Source organism: Mesorhizobium sp. M0590, from assembly GCF_040320905.1.
Lineage (GTDB): Bacteria > Pseudomonadota > Alphaproteobacteria > Rhizobiales > Rhizobiaceae > Mesorhizobium.
Genome location: NZ_JAMYQN010000001.1, coordinates 511,364 through 529,804, shown reverse-complemented (window position 1 = coordinate 529,804; position 18,441 = coordinate 511,364). Strand labels below are relative to the sequence as shown.

Annotated in this window: 18 protein-coding genes and 1 tRNA gene; 12 read left to right on the top strand and 7 right to left on the bottom strand. The window is 63.5% G+C overall.

What is annotated here, in order from left to right:
* Positions 1 to 7 precede the first annotated feature (7 nt).
* The gene (locus tag NKI52_RS02655) at positions 8 to 775 is read right to left on the bottom strand and encodes an SDR family NAD(P)-dependent oxidoreductase (RefSeq protein WP_352696943.1); all 768 of its coding nucleotides are present in this window, start codon (positions 773 to 775) and stop codon (positions 8 to 10) included.
* Between the two features lie 264 nt (positions 776 to 1,039).
* Here NKI52_RS02655 and NKI52_RS02650 point away from each other — a divergent pair, with 264 nt between their 5' ends.
* Together NKI52_RS02650 and NKI52_RS02645 are read left to right on the top strand one after the other, a co-directional pair.
* Positions 1,040 to 1,195 carry a hypothetical protein gene (locus NKI52_RS02650; RefSeq protein WP_023678176.1) on the top strand — a complete coding sequence of 52 codons (156 nt, stop codon included), beginning with the start codon at positions 1,040 to 1,042 and terminating at the stop codon, positions 1,193 to 1,195.
* A gap of 130 nt (positions 1,196 to 1,325) precedes the next feature.
* On the top strand, positions 1,326 to 2,273 hold the full coding sequence (locus NKI52_RS02645) for an LLM class flavin-dependent oxidoreductase (protein WP_352696941.1): 948 nt from the start codon (positions 1,326 to 1,328) through the stop codon (positions 2,271 to 2,273).
* Here the strand turns inward: NKI52_RS02645 and NKI52_RS02640 are convergent.
* Genes NKI52_RS02640 through NKI52_RS02630 form a run of 3 tightly spaced genes read right to left on the bottom strand, consistent with a single transcriptional unit; the run spans position 2,219 to position 5,209 of the window.
* Positions 2,219 to 3,256 (bottom strand): dihydrodipicolinate synthase family protein, encoded by a 1,038-nt coding sequence (locus NKI52_RS02640; protein ID WP_352696939.1) that lies wholly within the window; start codon positions 3,254 to 3,256, stop codon positions 2,219 to 2,221. The genes NKI52_RS02645 and NKI52_RS02640 overlap by 55 nt on opposite strands.
* Positions 3,246 to 4,241, bottom strand: coding sequence for a Gfo/Idh/MocA family protein (locus NKI52_RS02635; protein ID WP_023678173.1), 996 nt, complete (start codon positions 4,239 to 4,241; stop codon positions 3,246 to 3,248). Before NKI52_RS02635 ends, NKI52_RS02640 begins: the two co-directional genes overlap by 11 nt.
* Positions 4,238 to 5,209, bottom strand: coding sequence for a Gfo/Idh/MocA family protein (locus NKI52_RS02630; protein WP_352696937.1), 972 nt, complete (start codon positions 5,207 to 5,209; stop codon positions 4,238 to 4,240). The genes NKI52_RS02635 and NKI52_RS02630 overlap by 4 nt, the downstream gene beginning before the upstream one ends.
* Positions 5,210 to 5,306: 97 nt before the next feature.
* Here NKI52_RS02630 and NKI52_RS02625 point away from each other — a divergent pair, with 97 nt between their 5' ends.
* From NKI52_RS02625 to NKI52_RS02595, 7 genes are all read left to right on the top strand, one after another.
* Positions 5,307 to 6,020, top strand: a complete 714-nt coding sequence (locus tag NKI52_RS02625) for a FadR/GntR family transcriptional regulator (protein ID WP_352696935.1) — start codon at positions 5,307 to 5,309, stop codon at positions 6,018 to 6,020.
* Positions 6,021 to 6,052: 32 nt separating this feature from the next.
* A complete protein-coding gene (locus NKI52_RS02620; RefSeq protein ID WP_023678170.1) occupies positions 6,053 to 7,633 on the top strand; it encodes an ABC transporter substrate-binding protein in 1,581 nt (526 codons plus the stop codon).
* Between the two features lie 66 nt (positions 7,634 to 7,699).
* Positions 7,700 to 8,659: an ABC transporter permease gene (locus NKI52_RS02615; RefSeq protein WP_352696933.1), complete on the top strand. Its 960-nt coding sequence runs from the start codon at positions 7,700 to 7,702 to the stop codon at positions 8,657 to 8,659.
* A complete protein-coding gene (locus NKI52_RS02610; RefSeq protein ID WP_023678168.1) occupies positions 8,656 to 9,561 on the top strand; it encodes an ABC transporter permease in 906 nt (301 codons plus the stop codon). The genes NKI52_RS02615 and NKI52_RS02610 overlap by 4 nt, the downstream gene beginning before the upstream one ends.
* Positions 9,562 to 9,579: 18 nt before the next feature.
* Entirely contained in the window at positions 9,580 to 10,497 is a 918-nt protein-coding gene (locus tag NKI52_RS02605; RefSeq protein WP_352451273.1) for a dihydrodipicolinate synthase family protein, read from the top strand.
* Positions 10,494 to 11,504, top strand: coding sequence for an ABC transporter ATP-binding protein (locus NKI52_RS02600; RefSeq protein WP_352697076.1), 1,011 nt, complete (start codon positions 10,494 to 10,496; stop codon positions 11,502 to 11,504). The genes NKI52_RS02605 and NKI52_RS02600 overlap by 4 nt, the downstream gene beginning before the upstream one ends.
* Positions 11,504 to 12,472 carry an ABC transporter ATP-binding protein gene (locus NKI52_RS02595; protein WP_352696931.1) on the top strand — a complete coding sequence of 323 codons (969 nt, stop codon included), beginning with the start codon at positions 11,504 to 11,506 and terminating at the stop codon, positions 12,470 to 12,472. Before NKI52_RS02600 ends, NKI52_RS02595 begins: the two co-directional genes overlap by 1 nt.
* A gap of 15 nt (positions 12,473 to 12,487) precedes the next feature.
* Here the strand turns inward: NKI52_RS02595 and NKI52_RS02590 are convergent, their stop codons facing one another.
* The 3 genes from NKI52_RS02590 to NKI52_RS02580 all read right to left on the bottom strand — a co-directional run bounded on the left by NKI52_RS02590 (position 12,488) and on the right by NKI52_RS02580 (position 14,002).
* Positions 12,488 to 13,201 carry a haloacid dehalogenase type II gene (locus NKI52_RS02590; protein WP_352696929.1) on the bottom strand — a complete coding sequence of 238 codons (714 nt, stop codon included), beginning with the start codon at positions 13,199 to 13,201 and terminating at the stop codon, positions 12,488 to 12,490.
* A 176-nt stretch (positions 13,202 to 13,377) separates the two neighbouring features.
* Complete coding sequence (locus NKI52_RS02585; protein ID WP_352681857.1) at positions 13,378 to 13,698, bottom strand: DUF167 family protein; 321 nt, start codon at positions 13,696 to 13,698, stop codon at positions 13,378 to 13,380.
* A 13-nt stretch (positions 13,699 to 13,711) separates the two neighbouring features.
* The gene (locus tag NKI52_RS02580; protein WP_023678162.1) at positions 13,712 to 14,002 is read right to left on the bottom strand and encodes a YggT family protein; all 291 of its coding nucleotides are present in this window, start codon (positions 14,000 to 14,002) and stop codon (positions 13,712 to 13,714) included.
* A gap of 164 nt (positions 14,003 to 14,166) precedes the next feature.
* Between NKI52_RS02580 and NKI52_RS02575 the strand changes: the two genes are divergently transcribed.
* The 3 genes from NKI52_RS02575 to NKI52_RS02565 all read left to right on the top strand — a co-directional run bounded on the left by NKI52_RS02575 (position 14,167) and on the right by NKI52_RS02565 (position 18,273).
* A tRNA-Ala gene (locus tag NKI52_RS02575) sits at positions 14,167 to 14,242 on the top strand.
* Positions 14,243 to 14,481: 239 nt separating this feature from the next.
* A complete protein-coding gene (locus NKI52_RS02570) occupies positions 14,482 to 14,940 on the top strand; it encodes a hypothetical protein (protein WP_352569479.1) in 459 nt (152 codons plus the stop codon).
* A gap of 120 nt (positions 14,941 to 15,060) precedes the next feature.
* The gene (locus NKI52_RS02565; RefSeq protein WP_352569480.1) at positions 15,061 to 18,273 is read left to right on the top strand and encodes an AfsR/SARP family transcriptional regulator; all 3,213 of its coding nucleotides are present in this window, start codon (positions 15,061 to 15,063) and stop codon (positions 18,271 to 18,273) included.
* Positions 18,274 to 18,441 lie beyond the last annotated feature (168 nt).

The window sequence follows — 18,441 nt, the reverse complement described above, 5'->3', positions numbered from 1 at the left end:
TCGCCTTTCACATCGCGGTGAAGCCGTTATCGACGAACAGATGCGCGCCGTTGACGAAGCTGGCCTCGTCGCTGGCCAGGAACAGGGCTGCCTTCGCGACCTCTTCCGGCTCGCCGATCCGCCCTTGTTGCGCCGCCATTGCCGCGTCGGAGACATCGACGCCGAGTTTGTCGAGATCGGCGACCTCGCGCAGGCCATGCGGTGTCCTGATGAAGCCTGGACAGACCGCATTGCAGCGGATGTTGCGGTCGCGGAACTCGACGGCGATGGCACGCGCGAACATATGGCAGGCGCCCTTGGTGGTGTCGTAAAGCACCTCCATCGGCGTCGCCGCCACCGCCGAGATCGACGAGGTGCAGACGATGGAACCGCCGCCGGCGGCGATCATGCCGGGCAGCACGGCACGCGTCATCAGGAACATCGAACGCACATTGACGGCATGCAGCCAGTCCCATTCCTGCAGCGTGGTCTCCAGGAAGGGTTTGATGACGAGGGTGCCGGCGTGGTTGAACAGAACCGTGAACGGGCCGAATTTTTCCGTCGCGCCCTTCACCGCCGCTTCGACCTGCGCCTCATCCGATACGTCGGCGACCCAGTGCTCGGCGACATGGCCGCGTTGCCTGATTGCCGCTGCGGTGGCCGCCGCCGCTTCGCCGTTGCGGTCGACGATCGCCACCTTGGCGCCCTCGGCCGCGAAAAGCTCCGAGGCCGCACCGCCCATTCCCGTCGCGCCGCCCGAAATGATGGCGACCTTGCCGGCCAGTCTTGTGCCCATGGTTTGCTCCCTGCTGCCTTGCCGTGACGTCGCGGCTTTCCGCTGAAGCGATGCTATCCCTCATCCATTGGATGGCCAAGGAGCCACAGACATATGGACCTGACGTTTCCTGCCGTCACCCCGGCATGCCGCGAAAGGCAGCGCTAAGCAGTAAAAGCACTAATTTGTCCGCCGTTTGGAGAAAATTGTTCTAAGGATCGCGCGAAAATAGCACTCGACAAAGTCTACTGATTTTATAGATTAAGCGCCGAGACGGAGGTCGATATGTCCTATAGCCAGAACGCTCAGACTGCCCGCAAAGGCCAAAGGCTGGGTTCCGACCAGGTGTGGCGGCCGGCCTATGCCGGCGCTTTCGCCTATCTCGTCTTTGCCCTTGCGTTTGTATTCACCGGGGCAGTGGTACTGGGGCTTATCCCCTGATTGTCAAGGCTCTGATCATCGAGGCTTCCTCGGGATAGCGGCCTGCCGTTTGCAGAAATTCCGGAGTTGATGAACCGAATGCCGGTGCGCTTTTGCGCGCCCTGATTCCAACGTGATGGAGGAGATGGCAATGCCAATCGAGTTCACGCATGTTCCCGGTAAGATCCACGCTGCCGACGCCAGCTTTTTCTACGACTATGTCGAGACCGCGACGAAGCTGTCACTGATCGAGGATGCCGGATTCCGGAAGATCGTCATCGACGACCAGGCCGGGCTGCTGACCAATATGGACCTTGCCGCCCAGACGCTGGACCGGACCTCGTCCCTGGAGGTCGTGCTCACGCATTGGGCAGGCGTGATCGAACCAACCGTGGCGGCGCGGCAGCTCGCTGCCCTCGACGCGAGAAGCGGTGGCCGGCTGTCGCTCAGGATGCTCAGCGAGCCGCTGAGCGACGACGATGCCGAGGCACGTCCGGCCGGCCATACGGTGGTCTGGCAACGCATCGATGAATATCTGGTGCTGCTGAAGCGGTTGTGGTCGAACGACAGGCCGTTCGACCATGAAGGCACCTTTTACAGCATCAAAGGCGGCTATGTGCCGCGCAAGGGGCCGCATGGTGCCGATGTGACCATCCGCATGGGCGGGCAGTCGGGCACTGCGCTCAGGGTCGCGGGCAGGCATGCGGACGTGTTCGAGCTGGCGCCTGGCTCGCTTGCAGAAATCCGCCAGTCAATGGAGCGCGTACGCGGCGCTGCTGCCGAACACGGCCGGGCCGGCAAGCTGCGTTTCGCGCTTCCCGTCCGAATCCGTACGGAAGACAAACCGGCCGCTTCCTGCCAGAAGGCGCTCGAACTTGCCGGGCCGCCGGCGCAGGTCGCGCTTTCGCTGCTTTCTTACGCCGCTTTGGGGATCAAGGAGTTCATGATCGTCGGCGTCGACAGGCCACGCGAGATTGCGACCGCCGGCCGCGAGGCGATCGCGCTCTTGCGCAATTCGCTGGCACGGCGCGAGGCCGATGTCCCTCAGCCGGGGGCGTTTGCGTCACGCTCGATACAGGGAGCACGCGCCGGCTGCTGAAGCGCCTCCGTCGTCCGCGCCTTGGTGACGGGTCTACACCATTCCGGGAAAGCCGCGTGAGCCGCCCTGGCCAGCGCCGGTATTTCCTGATCGGGAACGGAGCTGTAGGGCCAGAGCAGTCGCGGGCCGAGCGGCGCCCAGCCGCCGGCTGCCGCCATCGCCTTGTCGAGTGCTGCATCACCGACATTGTAACGGGTGCGAAACGGTAGGACATTTGCGGCGAGGAAGGCCTGTATGCGGGCCTCGACCTCGGCAGCGGCGGCCATGTTGGTGCGGATTATCTGCCACCACATCATCGCGCCCTTCGGGTTGAGGCAGGCAACGTTGGAATAGCTGCCATGGGCCCCTCCAGCATAGCCTGTTGCCAGCGTGTGGCCGGGGACGAAGACGGAAAATCCGTCCAGTTTGCGGCGCATGTCGGCATACCAGCCGGCGTCGCCGCCCGGCAGCTTGGCGCCGACCAGCGATGGCACGGCCGCACGCAGACTGGCGATGCCGTCGAGCGTCAGGTGGCGCTTGGCGTGCGGCGGATTGTAGAGCACCAGCGGCGTTTCAGGCGCGGCGTCGCACAGGCCGCCGGCAAAGCGCATGACCTCGTCGTCGCTGGGCGGCCACCAGTCGGGCAGCGTGAACTGCACCGCCGCCGGGCGAAGTCCGGCGACCCGCGTCAGTCGCTCCAGCGCGACGCGCGGAGTGGACTGGCTGATGCCGATCTGGAAAGGAAGGCGCGCGCGGCCGGCTATGGTTGCGACCAACTCACAAAGCCGGTCAAATTCGGGCTCGGTCTGGCAATGGAATTCGCAGGCCGTTCCATTGGAATAGACGCCGTCGACGCCTGAGGCGCAGAGCCGGGCGATCGTCTCTTCCGTCGCCTGCCAGTCGATCGCTCCGCGATCGTCGATGGCCAGCATCACCGCGCCCCAGATGCCGCGCGGTGCGTGTGCGGGCAAGCGGGCCAGATGGTCGTCGAGGTCAGCGTCCACCGGCGATCTCGTGTTCGCGGCGGGTTTCGTTCGACGCGAAGGCAGCCTCGATAATAGCGATGATCTTGCGCGCATAGATGCCGTCGACCGGCACAGGCGTGTCATCGGCAATGGCATCGCGCATTGCGTTCCATTCGCGCACCAGCGCGTTATGCATCCAGTTCGGCTCAAAGGAACCGGGCAGCTCGGTCCAGACCGTCTCGCGGCCAAGCATGGTGCCGCGGTCCATGTCGATGCGCAGCGTTCCCCGCTCGCAGACCAGATCCATGGCATAGGTGGTGGCGCCGGTGCGATAGCCGACGCTCTGCACCTGGCCGATGCCGCCGCCGGCGAAGCGCAATCCGAGCAGAGCGCTGTCGTCTGCTTCCTGGTCATGGAACTTGGCGCCGAGCATGCCGCTCACCGACACGACATCGTCATCCATCAGCCAGACCAGGCGATCGACCGCGTGGATGCCGGCCGTCAACAGCATGCCGCCGCCGGTCGCCTTGCGCAGATGCCAGTCGCGGCGATTGTGCTCCATCCACAGCTTGATGATCCAGCTCGATCCGGCGAGCGGCCGGCCGAGCTCGCCTTCCTCCAGAATTTGCCTGGCCGCCATGCAGGGCAGGGCGAAATGCATGAGGTGGGCGACCATCAGCTTGATGCCACCCTTGGCCACGGCGGCGTTGATCGCATCGCAGGCAGCCACCGTCGGCGCCATCGGTTTTTCGAGCAGGATATGCTTGCCGGCCTTTGCCGCGCCGATGGCCATTTCGGCATGGAGATGGTGCGGGCTGGCAATGAGGACCGCATCGACCTCCTTGTCGTCCAGCAGCCTTCGCCAGTCCGCGTAGCCGCGGCCGCCATGTTCAGCGGTGAATTGCTGCAGTGCGTCGGCATTTCCTCGAGAGGCGGCGACGAGGCGAATATTTCCAACCTCGCGGATTGCCCGCGCATGGGCTGCGCCGAAATCGCCGGCGCCGATAATTCCTATTCCAATCATGGTCCTGCCTTTTGATAAGCGGCGTCGATCAGCGACATCGCCGCAACATAATCTTCGATGGACACCGGCGGAGGCGCCTTTCTGGCCAGCCGGTCAAGCGTATCGCGCATGAACAGACGATAGCGCGTTGCCGGCAGTTCGACCGGCAAGTCGACGATTGCCGCGTCGTCGAGCGTTGCGCAGATAACATGGTCGCCATGATCGATGAGGGTGGCATTGGCACTGACGATGCGCCACTCGAAGTCACCGCCGGGGCGCATCGAAGCAAAGGTGTAACCGGCCTCGACGATGAACAGCGCGCCGGCCTCGTCTTCCAGCACCAGAAGTGCGTGATCCTCGACCGGGCCGGGATGAATGCGGTTCGCGATCGAAACACTTTTCAGGCCGAGCTTGCCGGTTGCGAGGCTGAGTGCCGCGTCGACGCCGTGTATGCCGAGATTCCTCAATGCACCCCCGCCACCAACCGCCGGGTCGAGCACCCAGGCGACACCGTCGGCGATGTAGCGTTGCGGCGGGCCGTTGACCAGCCGGAACTGGCAATGCGCCACGGGGCCGGCGCGACCTTGCCGGCGCAGCCGTTCAAGGCCGGCAACGGCCGGCCCGAAACGGTTGGGCAGGGGAACAGCGACAAAAGTCTGGTACTGCCTGGCAAGGTCGCGCAGCGCCATCAGTTCCCTAGTATGGCTGGCCGCCGGCTTCTCCAGGATCAGCGGTATCCTTGCCGCGATGATCGCACGTGCCCGCGCCGGCACCATCGAAGGGTGCCCCATCAACAGGATCACATCCGGCGGGCTGGAGAGTATCTCCTTGAAATCTTCGATAAACGGCAGGTCGTGGTGCGCGGCGAACGCTTGCGCTTGGCCAGGATCCTCGTCCCAGATACCGGCGATCTCCGTGCCGTAAAAGCGTGCGGCGTCGAGGTGTATTTCGGCGTGCCAGTGGCTCGAGCCGGCGAGGGTAATCTTCATTCGGAGGCAGCAGCTTTGTTATGGGCTTGCAGGATATCCTACAAGTGGCTATACGACAAGCAGCGGGCAAGCTTCAGCGGATGATGAAGGCAGTGGGATGGCGGAACTGAAGTCGATCGAACCGTTGAGCAGACCGCCGCTGCTTCACGTCACCGTGCAGGAAAGCCTCAGGGCCTATATCGAAAGCAACCAGCTCAAGGCAGGCGATCCCCTGCCGCCGGAGACGTTCCTGGCGCAGCGGCTCGGCGTCGGCCGCAACTCCGTGCGGGAAGCCATCAAGGCGCTGGAATCGATCGGCATCCTGGAGACACGACGCGGCATCGGCGTGTTCGTCAAGGAGTTCTCGTTCAAGCCGCTGCTGGATAACCTGGCCTACGGTTTGCAGGATTCGCTGCGCGATGTCGAAGAGCTGCGCGAAATCCGTCGGGTGCTGGAAACCGGCCTCATCGCCAAGACGATCGAGATGATCAGTGCCGAGGACATCGAGGCGCTGCGCCAGTTGACCGAGCGCATGCGGCAACGTGCCGAGCGCCATGAGAGCTTCGCCGAAGAGGACCAGCAATTCCATCAGCTGCTGTTCCGCTGCCAGAACAATCACATGCTGAGCGCGCTGATCGACATCTTCTGGACGGCGTTCAACAAGGCCTCGAATTTCACCAATCTCGATAATCCGACGCCGCTGGCGACATGGCGCGACCATCACGAGATCGTCGAGGCTGTCGCCGCCAAGGACGTCGGCCAGGCGCGTCGGCGACTCGACGACCATTACCGGGGGATCCAGCAGGTTATCGCAAAAAACCGAACAAGCTGAAGAACAACCTGACTATGCCAAGGGAGGAAACCATGCGTATCAGGACCATCGCATTCTCAGTCGCCGGGCTGCTGCTCGCCAGCATTGCCCCATTGACCAGTGTCCAGGCACAAAGCGCCAAGACCATTGCGGGCGGCTTCGACGTCGGCCCCGGCGGTTTTCCCAAGAACTTCAACCCGCTGGTGGCGACCGGCGGCTACACCTGGCTCAGCACCTATTTTGAACCGCTGGTCATCTACAATGCCGGGCTGGCCGATATCGAAGGCGACCTCGCCAAGGACTACAAGATCAGCGACGACCAGCTGAGCTATACGTTCAACCTGGTCAACGAGACCTGGCATGACGGCAAACCGTTCACCTCGAAGGACGTCAAGTTCACCCTCGAGCTTGCCAAGAACAAGGCCTCCGGCAGCCTGTTTGCCGCCCGCCTCGCCAACATCGCCTCGGTCGATGCCCCGGATGACCACACCGCAGTGGTGAAGCTATCGAAACCGAACGGCTCGTTTCTATCCATCCTCTCGCAGCTGATGATCCTGCCGGAGCATGCCCTGGCCGCTCTGCCGCCGGAATCGCTGGCGACAAGCACCTGGTGGTCGACCACACCGGTCGGCACCGGCCCGTTCAAGTTCAAGCGCTACGTGACCGACCAATATGTCGAACTGGCAGCCGATGACGATTATCGCGGCGGCAAGCCGAAGGTAGACGTGCTCATCAACCGCTATTTCGAGTCGCCGGCGGCGGCCGTTGCCGCACTCCGTGCCGGCGAAATCCAGTTCACCTATGTCGAGCCCGACGATGCGGCATCGTTCAAGAGCGACAGCAATTTCAAGGTGATCGAAGGTGCCTCGTACGTGGTCAACTATATCGGCCTGAACCAGAAGGTCGACCTGTTTAGGGATATCCGTGTCCGCCAGGCGATCATGTACGCGATCGATCGCAACGCCATCATCGACAGCCTCTACGGCGGTGCCGCCGAGCCAGCCAATTGCGGCTATGTCGCGCCGCATCTCGTTCCCGCAGGCCTCGAACCCTATGCCTACGATCCGGCAAAGGCCAAGGCGCTGCTGAGCGAGGCCGGCTGGGACAAGATCAACGGCGACAAGCCGATCACCTTGCTGACCTATTACGGCTCGCCGCAAGCGGCCAATGTGATGGCCGCTGTCCAGTCGATGCTGGCCGAGGTCGGCATCAATGTGGTGCCGCGGGTCGTCGATACGCCGACCTACAACGGCATCGTCTACAAGCAAGGCACGCCGGACTGGAACGCCTTTCCGATGGTCTATGCCGGCCTGCAGAACGGCCCCAACCCGGCCGGCCTCAATCCCGGCCTCAACAAGTCGCAGATCCCGCCGGCAGGCTTCAACACCATGCGCATCGAGTTCGACGATCTGAGCACCGCATTGGACGCCGCGCTAGGCCAAACCGATCCGGCCAAGCTCGATCAATCCTGGCAGGGGGTCTGCAAGGTGATGAACAAGGAGCTACCCTGGGCGACGTTGTGGGTGGCCAACCGCTATGGCGTAGCCTCCAACAAGCTGCATGACTTCGTCTGGACGCCGGCGCCGGGCGGCGGCCCCTACGCAGCTCACCCCGAGCGCTGGGACATCCAGTAAGAAACCCGCAACCAAGCGAGCAGGCGGGACCACTTTGGCGCCGCCTGCCACCGCCACGGAAAGCCCATGTTGAGCGTCATCGCCCGCCGCAGCGCCACAGGATTGCTGATGCTGGTCGCGCTCAGCGTCCTCATCTTCATCCTGTTGCGGCTGGCGCCGGGCGATCCGATCGACGCCTATATCAACCCATCGGTCCCCATGTCGGCTTCCGACCTCGAGGGCCTGCGCGAACGGCTCGGGCTCGATCGGCCGCTTCCCGTGCAATATCTCGCCTGGCTGCGCGCGGCGCTGAGCGGTGACTTCGGCTATTCGATCCAGCGCAGCGGCGTTGCCGTGCTGCCACTGGTCATGGAACGCATCGGCCCGACGGCGCTGCTGATGGGTACGGGCCTGGCGATCGCCATCGTGCTCGGCATTTCCGCCGGCATTTTCAGCGCGGTGCGCCGTAACGAACCATCCGACATCGCGCTGTCGGTGCTGTCGTTTATCGGTATCTCCAGCCCGGCTTTTCTGACAGCGCTGCTCGGTCTCTATTTCTTCTCGGTGCTGCTGCGCTGGGCGCCGTCCGGCGGCATGCAGACCGCGGGTGCGCCGTTCTCGGCGACGGATGTGCTTGCGCACCTCGTCCTGCCCGCCTGCCTGCTGTCCGTCGGCCATGCCGCGCTGATCATGCGTTACATGCGCGCCTCGCTGCTGGAAGTGCTCAACCAGGATTACGTGCGGACGGCGCGTGCCAAGGGCGTGCGCGAGTTCTGGGTTATCATCAAGCACGCGACCCGCAATGCGCTCTTGCCGGTCATTACCTTGATCGGCTCGACTGTCGGCATCGCCATCGGCGGCGCCATCTTCCTGGAAAGCGTGTTCAACTGGCCGGGCATGGGACTGCTTCTGGTCAACGCCGTCGGCACCCGCGATTACCCGGTGATCATGGGCGCTACCCTGGTGATCGGCGTTTGCGTCATCCTGGTCAACCTCTTGACCGACGTCGTCTATGCCGTCGTCGACCCGCGCATTCAGGTGGCATGATGGCAATCACGGCGCCAGATCCTACAGTTGACCCGACAGCCGTGCCGCAAACCAAAGGCCCGCTTCGCCGCGCGCTCGACCGCTTTTTTGAAAACCGCGCGGCGCGTGCCGGGCTTTTGATCGTCATCCCGATCCTGCTGGCGGTTTCGACGTATCCTTTGTGGTGGCCGTTCGGTCCTAACACCATCGACCTCCGAGCAATGAACAAGGCGCCGTCGGCCATTCATTGGCTGGGCAGCGACGGCGTCGGGCGCGACGTCATGGCCCGGTTGCTGCAAGGCGGGCGGATCTCATTGCTGGTTGCCGTCAGCTCGGTCGCCATCTCCACCGTCATCGGCTTCCTGGTCGGCGCCGTCGCCAGCTTTGGCGGGCGCCTCGTCGACGGCACGGTGATGCGCCTGGTCGATCTGGCGATGACGCTGCCGCCGGTGATCTTCCTGCTGGTGCTGGCTTCGATCGCCGGCACCGGCATCGCGCCGACCATACTGGTGATCTCGCTGCTCTCCTGGCCGGTGCTGTCGCGCATGGTGCGCGCCCGGCTGCTCGAACTGCGCGAGCGCGATTTCGTCGTTGCCGCCCGCGGCATGGGGGCAGGGCTGCCGCATCTGCTGTTCCGGCACGGCCTGCCCAATTGCATCGATATCCTGGTCGTCTACGCCACCTTGCAGATCGCCAACGCCATCCTGCTCGAGGCCGGCCTGTCCTTCCTCGGCCTCGGCATCGCACCGCCCGAAGCCAGCTGGGGCAACATGCTCAATCTCGCCCGCTCCACCGTCGTGCTTGAAAATTACCCCTGGCAATGGATGTTCCCGGGCGCCGCACTGGTGCTCACCGTGCTCGCCATCAACTTCATCGGCGACGGCTTGCGCGACGCATTCGACCCCCGCTCCGATCTCAACTGACCTCAAAGGTTCATCAAAATGCCCCTGTTTACCGGCGTCGTGCCACCTGTCGTCACCCCGCTCAATGCCGATTTCAGCATCGACTTTCCGTCGTTCACCCGCACCATCGAGAACCTGCTCGACGGCGGCGTTCACGGGCTGTTCGTGCTCGGCTCGACCAGCGAGGTGGTCTTCCACGACGAGGCGGGCCGCAGGGCCGTCCTCGAGCACGCGGTCAAGGTCAATAACGGCCGGGTTCCGATCTTCGCCGGGGTCATCGACCCGACGACCGACCGCGTCATCAACCACGCCCGGATCGCCAGATCGGCCGGCGCCGACGCCATCGTCGTCACCGCGCCGTTTTATACCCGCACCAGCCAGCCGGAGATCGGCGACCACTTCCGCTATATCAAGGATGCGATCGACATTCCGGTCATCGCCTACGACATCCCGGTCTGCGTCCACGTCAAGCTGGAGCGCAAGACCACGGTCGGCCTCGCCAGGGAAGGCGCCATCGCGGGCATCAAGGATTCCAGCGGCGATGACGGCAATCTGCGTTACGTGCTCAAGGACATGGCCGACGACCCCGGCTTCTTCGGCATGACCGGCTCCGAGATACTGGTCGATAGCGTGCTGGCGATGGGTGCGCATGGCGTCGTGCCGGGGCTCGCCAATGTCGACCCGCATGGTTATGTCAGGCTGTGGAAGCTGACGCAGGCGGGCCAGCATGCCGAAGCCCGCCTGGAGCAGGAGCGGTTGTTGAAACTGTTCGAGATCGTCTGGATCTCGCTCGGCAGGACCAGCGCCGGCTCGGCCGGCGTCGGCGCCTTCAAGGCGGCGATGAAGAGCCTCGGCATCATCGCCTCGAACACCATGGCGCGGCCGCAGCGCAGCCTGAACGACGAGGAAACCGCAAAGATCGACATGATCCTTCGCGATGTGGGGCTGCTCCGCTGAGTGCCGCGCCGATCCTCTCGATTTCCGGCCTCCGCTCGGTGTTCCGCATCGCGGGGCGCGACATCGCGGCGGTAACGGATGTCGACCTGACGATCGGCTCCGGCGAGACGGTGGCGCTCGTCGGCGAATCCGGATCCGGCAAATCCGTCACCAGCCTGTCGATCATCGGCCTGTTGCCGAAAAGGGTCGGACATATTGCCGAGGGATCGATCGCGCTGCGGCGCAAGAACGGCACGCTCACCGAGCTGACCAGCCTCGATGCCGAGTCGCTGCGCAAGATACGCGGCAACGAGATCGGCATGGTGTTCCAGGAGCCGATGACCAGCCTCAACCCGGTCTACACGATCGGCGAGCAGATCGCCGAACCGATCCGCATCCATCTCGGCAAATCGCACCGCGAGGCAGAAGCAGACGCGGTGCGGCTGCTGGTACAGGTCGGCATTCCCGATCCGAAGCGGCGGGCGCGGCAATATCCACACGAACTTTCGGGCGGGATGCGCCAGCGCGCTACCATAGCCATGGCCCTGTCCTGCGATCCAGGCTTGCTGATCGCCGACGAGCCGACGACCGCGCTGGACGTCACCATACAGGCCCAGATCCTCGATCTTTTGGCCGAACTGCGGGCGCAGCGCGGCATGGGCATCCTGTTCGTCACCCACAATCTCGGCGTCGTCGCCGAAATCGCCGACCGGGTAGCGGTGATGTATGCGGGGCGTATCGTCGAAACAGGTCCGGTGAGCGAAGTGTTCACCCGTCCGCGTCATCCCTACACCGCCGGGTTGATGCGCTCGGTGCCGCGGCTCGGACAGGCCACGGCGCTGAAGGCGGCGGGAACGCCGCTGCCGACCATTGCCGGAAATGTTCCGTCGCTCGCCTTGCTGCCCAAAGGCTGTTCCTTCGCGCCGCGTTGCCCGATGGCTATCGCTGCCTGCCGCGCCGCGGTCCCTCCATTGTTTGCGGCAACGCGGACCCAGCAAAGCCGCTGCCTGCGTTGGGAGGAGCTCTGATGGCCGACGTTCCTTTCCTTTCGGTCAAAAACCTGACCAAGCATTTTGCGCCGACAGCGTTCTCGCGCGGACCCGTCGTAAGGGCGTTGGAGGATATTTCTTTCGATATCGGGCGTGGCCAGGTGGTCGGCCTGGTCGGCGAATCCGGGTCCGGCAAGACGACGATCGGCCGCTCGGTGCTGCGTCTGATCGAGCCGACATCCGGCCAAATCAACTATGACGGCACCGACATCATTAGGCTGGGTGCGGCCCAGTTGCGCCGCCAGCGCCGCAAGATGCAGTATATTTTCCAGGATCCCTTCGCCAGCCTGTCGCCGCGCATGACGATAGGGCAGATCCTCACCGAAGGCCTGGACATTCAAGGCATCGGCAAGAAGTCCGAGCGGCGGGCGAAGGCCGAGACGGCACTTGCCGCGGTCGAGTTGCCGGTCGACGCCTATGACCGCTACGCCCATGAATTTTCGGGCGGCCAGCGCCAGCGCATCGGCATCGCCCGGGCGCTGACGCTCGAGCCGGAATTCATCGTTGCCGACGAGCCGGTCTCGGCACTCGACGTCTCGATCCAGGCGCAAATCATCAATCTGTTGCGCGACCTGCAGCTCCGGCTCGGCCTGACTATGCTGTTCATTTCGCACGATCTGGCTGTCGTCGAGTACATCTGCGACACGGTCATCGTACTCTATCTCGGGCGCATCATGGAGGTTGCGCCGGCGGCCGAGCTTTATGCCCGGTCGCAGCATCCCTACACGCGCGCGCTGCTGTCGGCCATTCCGTCGCTCGATCCGCTGGCCAGGCAAGAACGGCAAGTGCTCAAGGGCGATATTCCAAGCCCGGCAAACCCGCCGTCGGGCTGTGTTTTCCGAACCCGTTGCCCGTTCGCGCTGGAGGCTTGTGCCGGGGCTGTGCCGCCGCTGAGGGCGACATCCGACGGCCATCTGAAGGCCTGCATTCGCGACGACATCGTCTAGGTTGCTGGCCTCTGCCTACGGGAGGACTTGGGCGAGATGGACAAGGTCGTCGGCCACAAAGTCCCAGCTCTCAAGAGGCGAGAGGTCGGTCGTCTGCGCCGGGCCATGCTCATTTGGACGAGCAACAAACGCGGTTCCGATGCCGCATTTTCGTGCCGCGGCCAGGTCGTCATTATGCGCGGCGACCAACACGGCCTCCGAAGGCCGCACCCCCAGGATCTCCACTGCGCGGAGGTAAGCCTGCGGCGCAGGCTTGTAGGTGCAGAATACATCCGAGCCAAGGACGGTGTCCCAAGGCAGGCCCGCGCACTTGGCCATATCCAGCAACAGCCGGGTGTTGCCTCCCGACAAGGGCGCGATGACGAAGCGCTCCTTCAGCCTCGCAAGACCTTTCAGCGAATCGGGCCACGGCTCCAGCCGGTGCCAGGCGAGGTTGAGTTCCTCAAGTTCGGTGGTCGGCAGCTCGGATGGGGCCAGCCCGAACTGGACGAGGGTGGCGTCCAGATTCTCCCTGTTGATCACGTCAAGTGAAACGAAAGGCCGCTGCCCCGTCCGCACCGCCTCGGTCGAGGCGTCATAGCGCGACGCCCATGCGTCGGCGAATTCACCGGGATCGACCTGCTGTGCACCGTTTCGCGCCAGGAACGCGCCGGCCTCTCTTGCGATACCGCTGCGCCAGTCAACGACGGTTCCCAGAACATCGAAGAATAGAACTCGAGTAGTGGTCATTGAGCTTTCCTCCGACCTCATTGAAACGTCGTCGACGCCAACCCATATGCAATCCGCGTCGGATGTTTCCTCCCATTTCGTCCGGCGCGTTCCCCTCTGAAGGTTTTCGACCTTCACATCTGGCCGGGCTTTTCAGCCCGGCCTTTTTTCTTAGGGGGTAGATGAGCGAGCCGAGATCACGGCGCAGGCGTGCCCAGCGTATCGATGCGTTTCGCCAGCGCCGCGGGATCGCCAAGCACGCGCAGCGTCTTCAGCCGAGCTGTGCCGCCGGCGGCGATCGAGACGCCCGATGCCGGCACGCCAAGCGCCTTAGCTACCAGCCTTTCCAGCGCTCGATTGGCGGCTCCGTTTTCCGGCACGGCGCGGACGCGGGCTTTTAGATAGCTTCGCCCATCCACCGATGTTTCGATGCCCTCCAGCCTGTCCATCGCCGCTTTCGGCGTCAGCCTGACGAACAGGTCGATGCCGTCGGCGCGCGTGCGGAACGGCGCGCTCATGGGACGCCTGCACTCAGACGACCAGCGAAAGCACGGTGGTGAGCAGGAACTGCCGGATGAAGAACAGGATCAGCAGCAGGATGATCGGCGAGATGTCGATGCCGCCGAGATCTGGCATGAAGCGGCGGATCGGCCGCAGCGCCGGCTCGGTCAGCCGATAGAGCATGTTGCTGATGGTGTCGACGAACTGGTTGCGCGAGTTGACGACGTTGAAGGCGTAGAGCCAGGAAAATATCGCCGAGGCGATGATGATCCACCAGTAAAGGTCAAGCGCCATGACAATGGTCTGAATGAGGGCGATCATGCCGGTCTCCGATTGTTGCCGACATGTAGCCACTGTAGGTGAAAGCGGCAAGAGCCGCCTTCCGCCGCATGGCGAAGCCGGACGAACGGCCGAACGGCATTTCGGCAGCAAGCGCAGCCTTGACAGGAAACCGCAGCGGCCGATAAAAGCCCCATCCGCTGGACGGGGCTGTAGCTCAGCTGGGAGAGCGCGTCGTTCGCAATGACGAGGTCAGGAGTTCGATCCTCCTCAGCTCCACCAGCGGATTTTTAGAATCCCTTGCCTGGTTGCATGCCGAAGACCCGCTTGGAGTCCATGGCTATCCTCAGCTGAAGCAACCGAATGCATCGCGAGCCTCTGCCGGCTTGGCACTGTCATCGCCGGGTGGATTCACATCGGCGACGTAAAGGCCTTCTACACCAGTAGCGTATGCGGCCTATTGCTACTGCGCCTCGTCCTTGCCAGACTTGGCCCGTCTTCAAAACCGAGGGGAATTCACTATGACCAGCACGACAAGACGTGATTTTGTAGGTCTTACAGGAGTGGCAGCGACTGCCCTGGCCGGTGCTGTTGCAACACGAGCTACCGCTGCTGAAACCGACGTATCGCCATCGTTCGATGAGGTTCTTCAAGAGTACAATCAAAACAACACAGAAAGGACTAGATCAAAGCTGGCGATCTATGTGGTGCTTTCTCATCTGCACGCCAGCCTCGAGGACGAATTTAGTGACCTTGGGCTAGAGCTGCCTTTAGGAAAAAAGGCCTTGCCATCGAAGCTGCCGGCCAATTTCGAGGACGCGCAGGTTGCACCCCTTCCTTGGCTCTTCAAGCCCTCGGAAGTTACCGACCACGAACGAAACGGCTATGCGACGATTGCAATGCGAATGAACGCAGTGATGGCAAGACACACCGCCGACGTGAGTGTCGGGGTTTCGCATATCATGTCGCACAAGGGATAGGCGCGACCTTGCCGGCGAGCACGGCACGTCAGGCGAGCACAACGCCGGCCGGCGATTTGTTGTTGCGGGCGAACCGATTGCCTGTTTTCGCGAGGCGACTGCGCTGCGAGAGTCCTCACAATGGATAAATCCTTCCGGGACGCGCCGCGCGAGATAGCAAAGCTCTCGGCACCCCGGCCAGTGGGAATTGTCAGCCGTCCGCGCGTAGTGGCGCTGCTTTCGCAGGCCCTCGACAGCGGTGCATGCTGGCTGGCTGCGCCTGGTGGATACGGCAAGACCACCGCGGTGATCGACTTTCTGGAACACGGCGGGCTGGAACAAGGCGGGCTGAAGCAAGGCGAATCGGCGTACAACTGGTATCGGGTCGACACCGAGGACCAGGACGTTGCGCGCCTTTTCCACTATCTGACGCTGTCGCTCGACGGCAGGCATGCCGGCATGCCGGTCTTTGGTCCGGAATATGCCGACAATTCCGACGATTTCGCGCGGCTGTTCTTCCGCACCTATTTCTCGCGGCTTGATCCGGGCACGATCCTGGTCCTCGACGATCTGCATCGTGCCGATGCGCCAGGCTTTCGCCGGACGCTGGCGATCCTGTTGCGCGAACGCCCCAACACCGTCCGCTGCATCTGCACATCGCGGATGCTGCCCGAGGGCGATGTCGCCGACCTCGTGCTGTCGGGACAGTTGCCGGTGCTCAACCAAACGCTGCTGGAGTTTTCGCCTGCGGAGGCTCGCAACCTCGTCGCCGCCCGCTCGCAATCGCCGTCCGAGGTCGGCGACATTTCGGAGGCGCGCGGCTGGGCGGTGGGGCTTCTCCTGCTGGCCAACGCCGGAATGTACTACCCGCTTTCGCAGACCGGCCTTGCCGGAGGCGCCGGCCTTCGGGAGATTGTCGGACGTTATTTCCTGCGCGACATCGCGCCGGAGGACCAGGATCTGCTTATCAGGCTCAACGTTCTGCCGGAGATCAGCACGGAGCTTGCCGATGCGTTCCTGGGCTCGCCGCAGGCTGCTCGCCTGCTGGTGCGGCTGCAGCATCGCCAGCTGCTGATCACGCGCGACGGTCCGGGCGGCGCCGCCTTCCAGCTGCATGACTTGTTGCGCGAATACCTTGCCGGCCTACTGGACCGGCGCGTGACGGAAGCGGACCGTTCCAGGCTGCGCGAGCAGGCAGCAAAGGTCCTGCACGAGGCAGACAAAACCGATGCGGCAATCGTGCTGGCGTTGCAGGCGGGCGCCTGGCCGCTGGCACGCCAGCTCATTCTGGAGTGCGCTAACGGCGTTCTCTCGCAAGGGCGCAGGGCCAGCTTCGTCGAATGGTGCAACAGGCTGCCCCCCGACCAGATGGACGGGTGGGTCCATTATTGGCTGGGCGTCGCCTTCGCATCGGACGATGCGAAGGCCGAACCGCACTTCTCCAAGGCCTGGCAAGCATTCGAGAACACCGACATGCGCGGCCAATGCCTGACGGTCGCGCGGGCGGTCGTAGTCAAGACCGCCAGCTGGCGTACGCATGAGGGGCTGGCGGATTGGACGCGCCGAGCCTCACAGGTTCTTGCCAAGGGATTGCCGGAGTTGGATCCGGAGGAACTCATGATGGTCAGGCTCGGCATCCTGCGGGCCGTCGATTTCGCCGAACCTGGCGAATTCGACGCCCATGACGCGAAGCGCCTCGTGAATGATATCCAGCAGCGCCTGACACATCTGCCGATCGAGGATTCGGTCGAGTTGCGCCTGCTGGCAAGCGAAGCGCTCATCGACTACGCGACCTCGTCGGGGCAGCGCGACATTTTTGCCAATGCCGTGGACAGCGTTGCCGCCGATCTCGAAAATCCGGATATCCCGCCGCTGGTGCTCGGCATGTGGCTGGTGTCCTTTGGCTCGGCCAGCGGCCGTTACTTCCCGTATTCGCGGCGCGGTTTTGTCTATGCCTCGCCCGAGGATGCGTTGCGACGCGCAACGGCGATAGGCGAGCAGCACGCGTTACGGGGCGTCGAGTTCAGCGCCCTCTATCAGCTTCAATTGCTGATGAAGCTTCACAACAGGTTCTCGGAATTCAATGCGCTTGTCTCCCGGCTGGGCGAGATCGCGGACAGCAGGTTCACAACCCAGGTCGCTGTAGTCGCCGACTGCCACGCGGCAATGCACACGCGCAACGGCGACTTCGTCAAGGCTTATCTCGACTGCGATGCCTTCATGGATGCGATCGAGCGGGCGAATGAGCCGATGATCGAACGCTGGCCGCATTACGTCACCAAATACCAGGTCCTGCTGGCCGATCGGCGTCCAGCGGAGGCCATTGCGCTACTCCAGGAGATCGTCGAAAGGCTGAGCGGCGGCCCTCGCCAGCGCGTCGAACTCAACATTCTGGCCGCTCAGGCCCTGGAGCAGAAGTGGAACGGCGGCGCGTCCTATGGCACTCGTCTGGCTGAATTCATGGAGGTGTTGCGCCAGGTCAACCCCTCCGCAATCCTGCTCAACCTGCCGGACATATTGGCCGATCTGGTCGCCGATGCGCTGGAGCGAAAGATCGACGTCGATCTCTGCCGCCGCGTCGTTCGGGCGCGATATCTGGTCCCGCCCGTCGGCCGACCCGCCCAGTGGCCTTGGCCGCTCAGGATCCACTTGATGGGAGGCTTCCGCCTCGAAATCGATGGCGCCGAGGTCGCGCCCGGTGCCAAACCTACCCGCGCGCTCGACATATTGCGCATTATCTGCCTGTCGAGGGACCAGGTCTGTTCGGTGGAAACCCTGCAGGATTGGCTCTGGCCCGACCTCGACGGCGACCAGGCCAAGGCGGCCTTGGAGCAGGCGCTGCATCGTCTGCGCAAATTGCTCGGGCAAGGCGAACTCGTGACGCTGAGAGAAGGCCGTTTGCGGCTCGCTGCCGACAAGGTCTGGATCGATCTGCAGGATTGGGAAGACCGGCTGAAACCCGTTCTGTCGGGCCAAAGAGACAGCGCAATCGAGGAGCAGGAGATGCTGCTGGAAGGCTTTGTCGGCCCGCTTTTCTCGAATGGCCCGACGCCCGCCTGGTCGAACGCCGCGGCCGACCGGGTGCGGGACGGGTTGGTGGAGCTTGCCGTGCGGATCGCCAAACACTGGCAGAGCCAAGGCAACGCGGATCGGGCACGCCAGGCGTGCCGGCGTGCGCTCGATTTCTACCCGGAATCGGCCAAACTCCATGGCACGCTCATCCAGGAGAGCCTCTCCAGGAACGACCAGGCCGGCGCCATCGAGGATTACCGGCGCTATGAACGCGCGCTCGCTTCGACCGGCGATGACGAGCCCTCGCCTTTGCTGCGTTCGCTCGTGCGCCCGTTTCTCTAGACCGGTTCGTTTCACGGAAACGCCGAACCGCTCTATCTCTTTATTTTTTGCGCAATTCCGGACGGAAAACCGTTCCACACTTTTCCTGGAATTGCTCTGGCGCAGCTCGGAACTCCGTAAGCCGTCCGTAAGTCGCGGTCTGGGAACCTCGGCCCGTCGATCAAAACC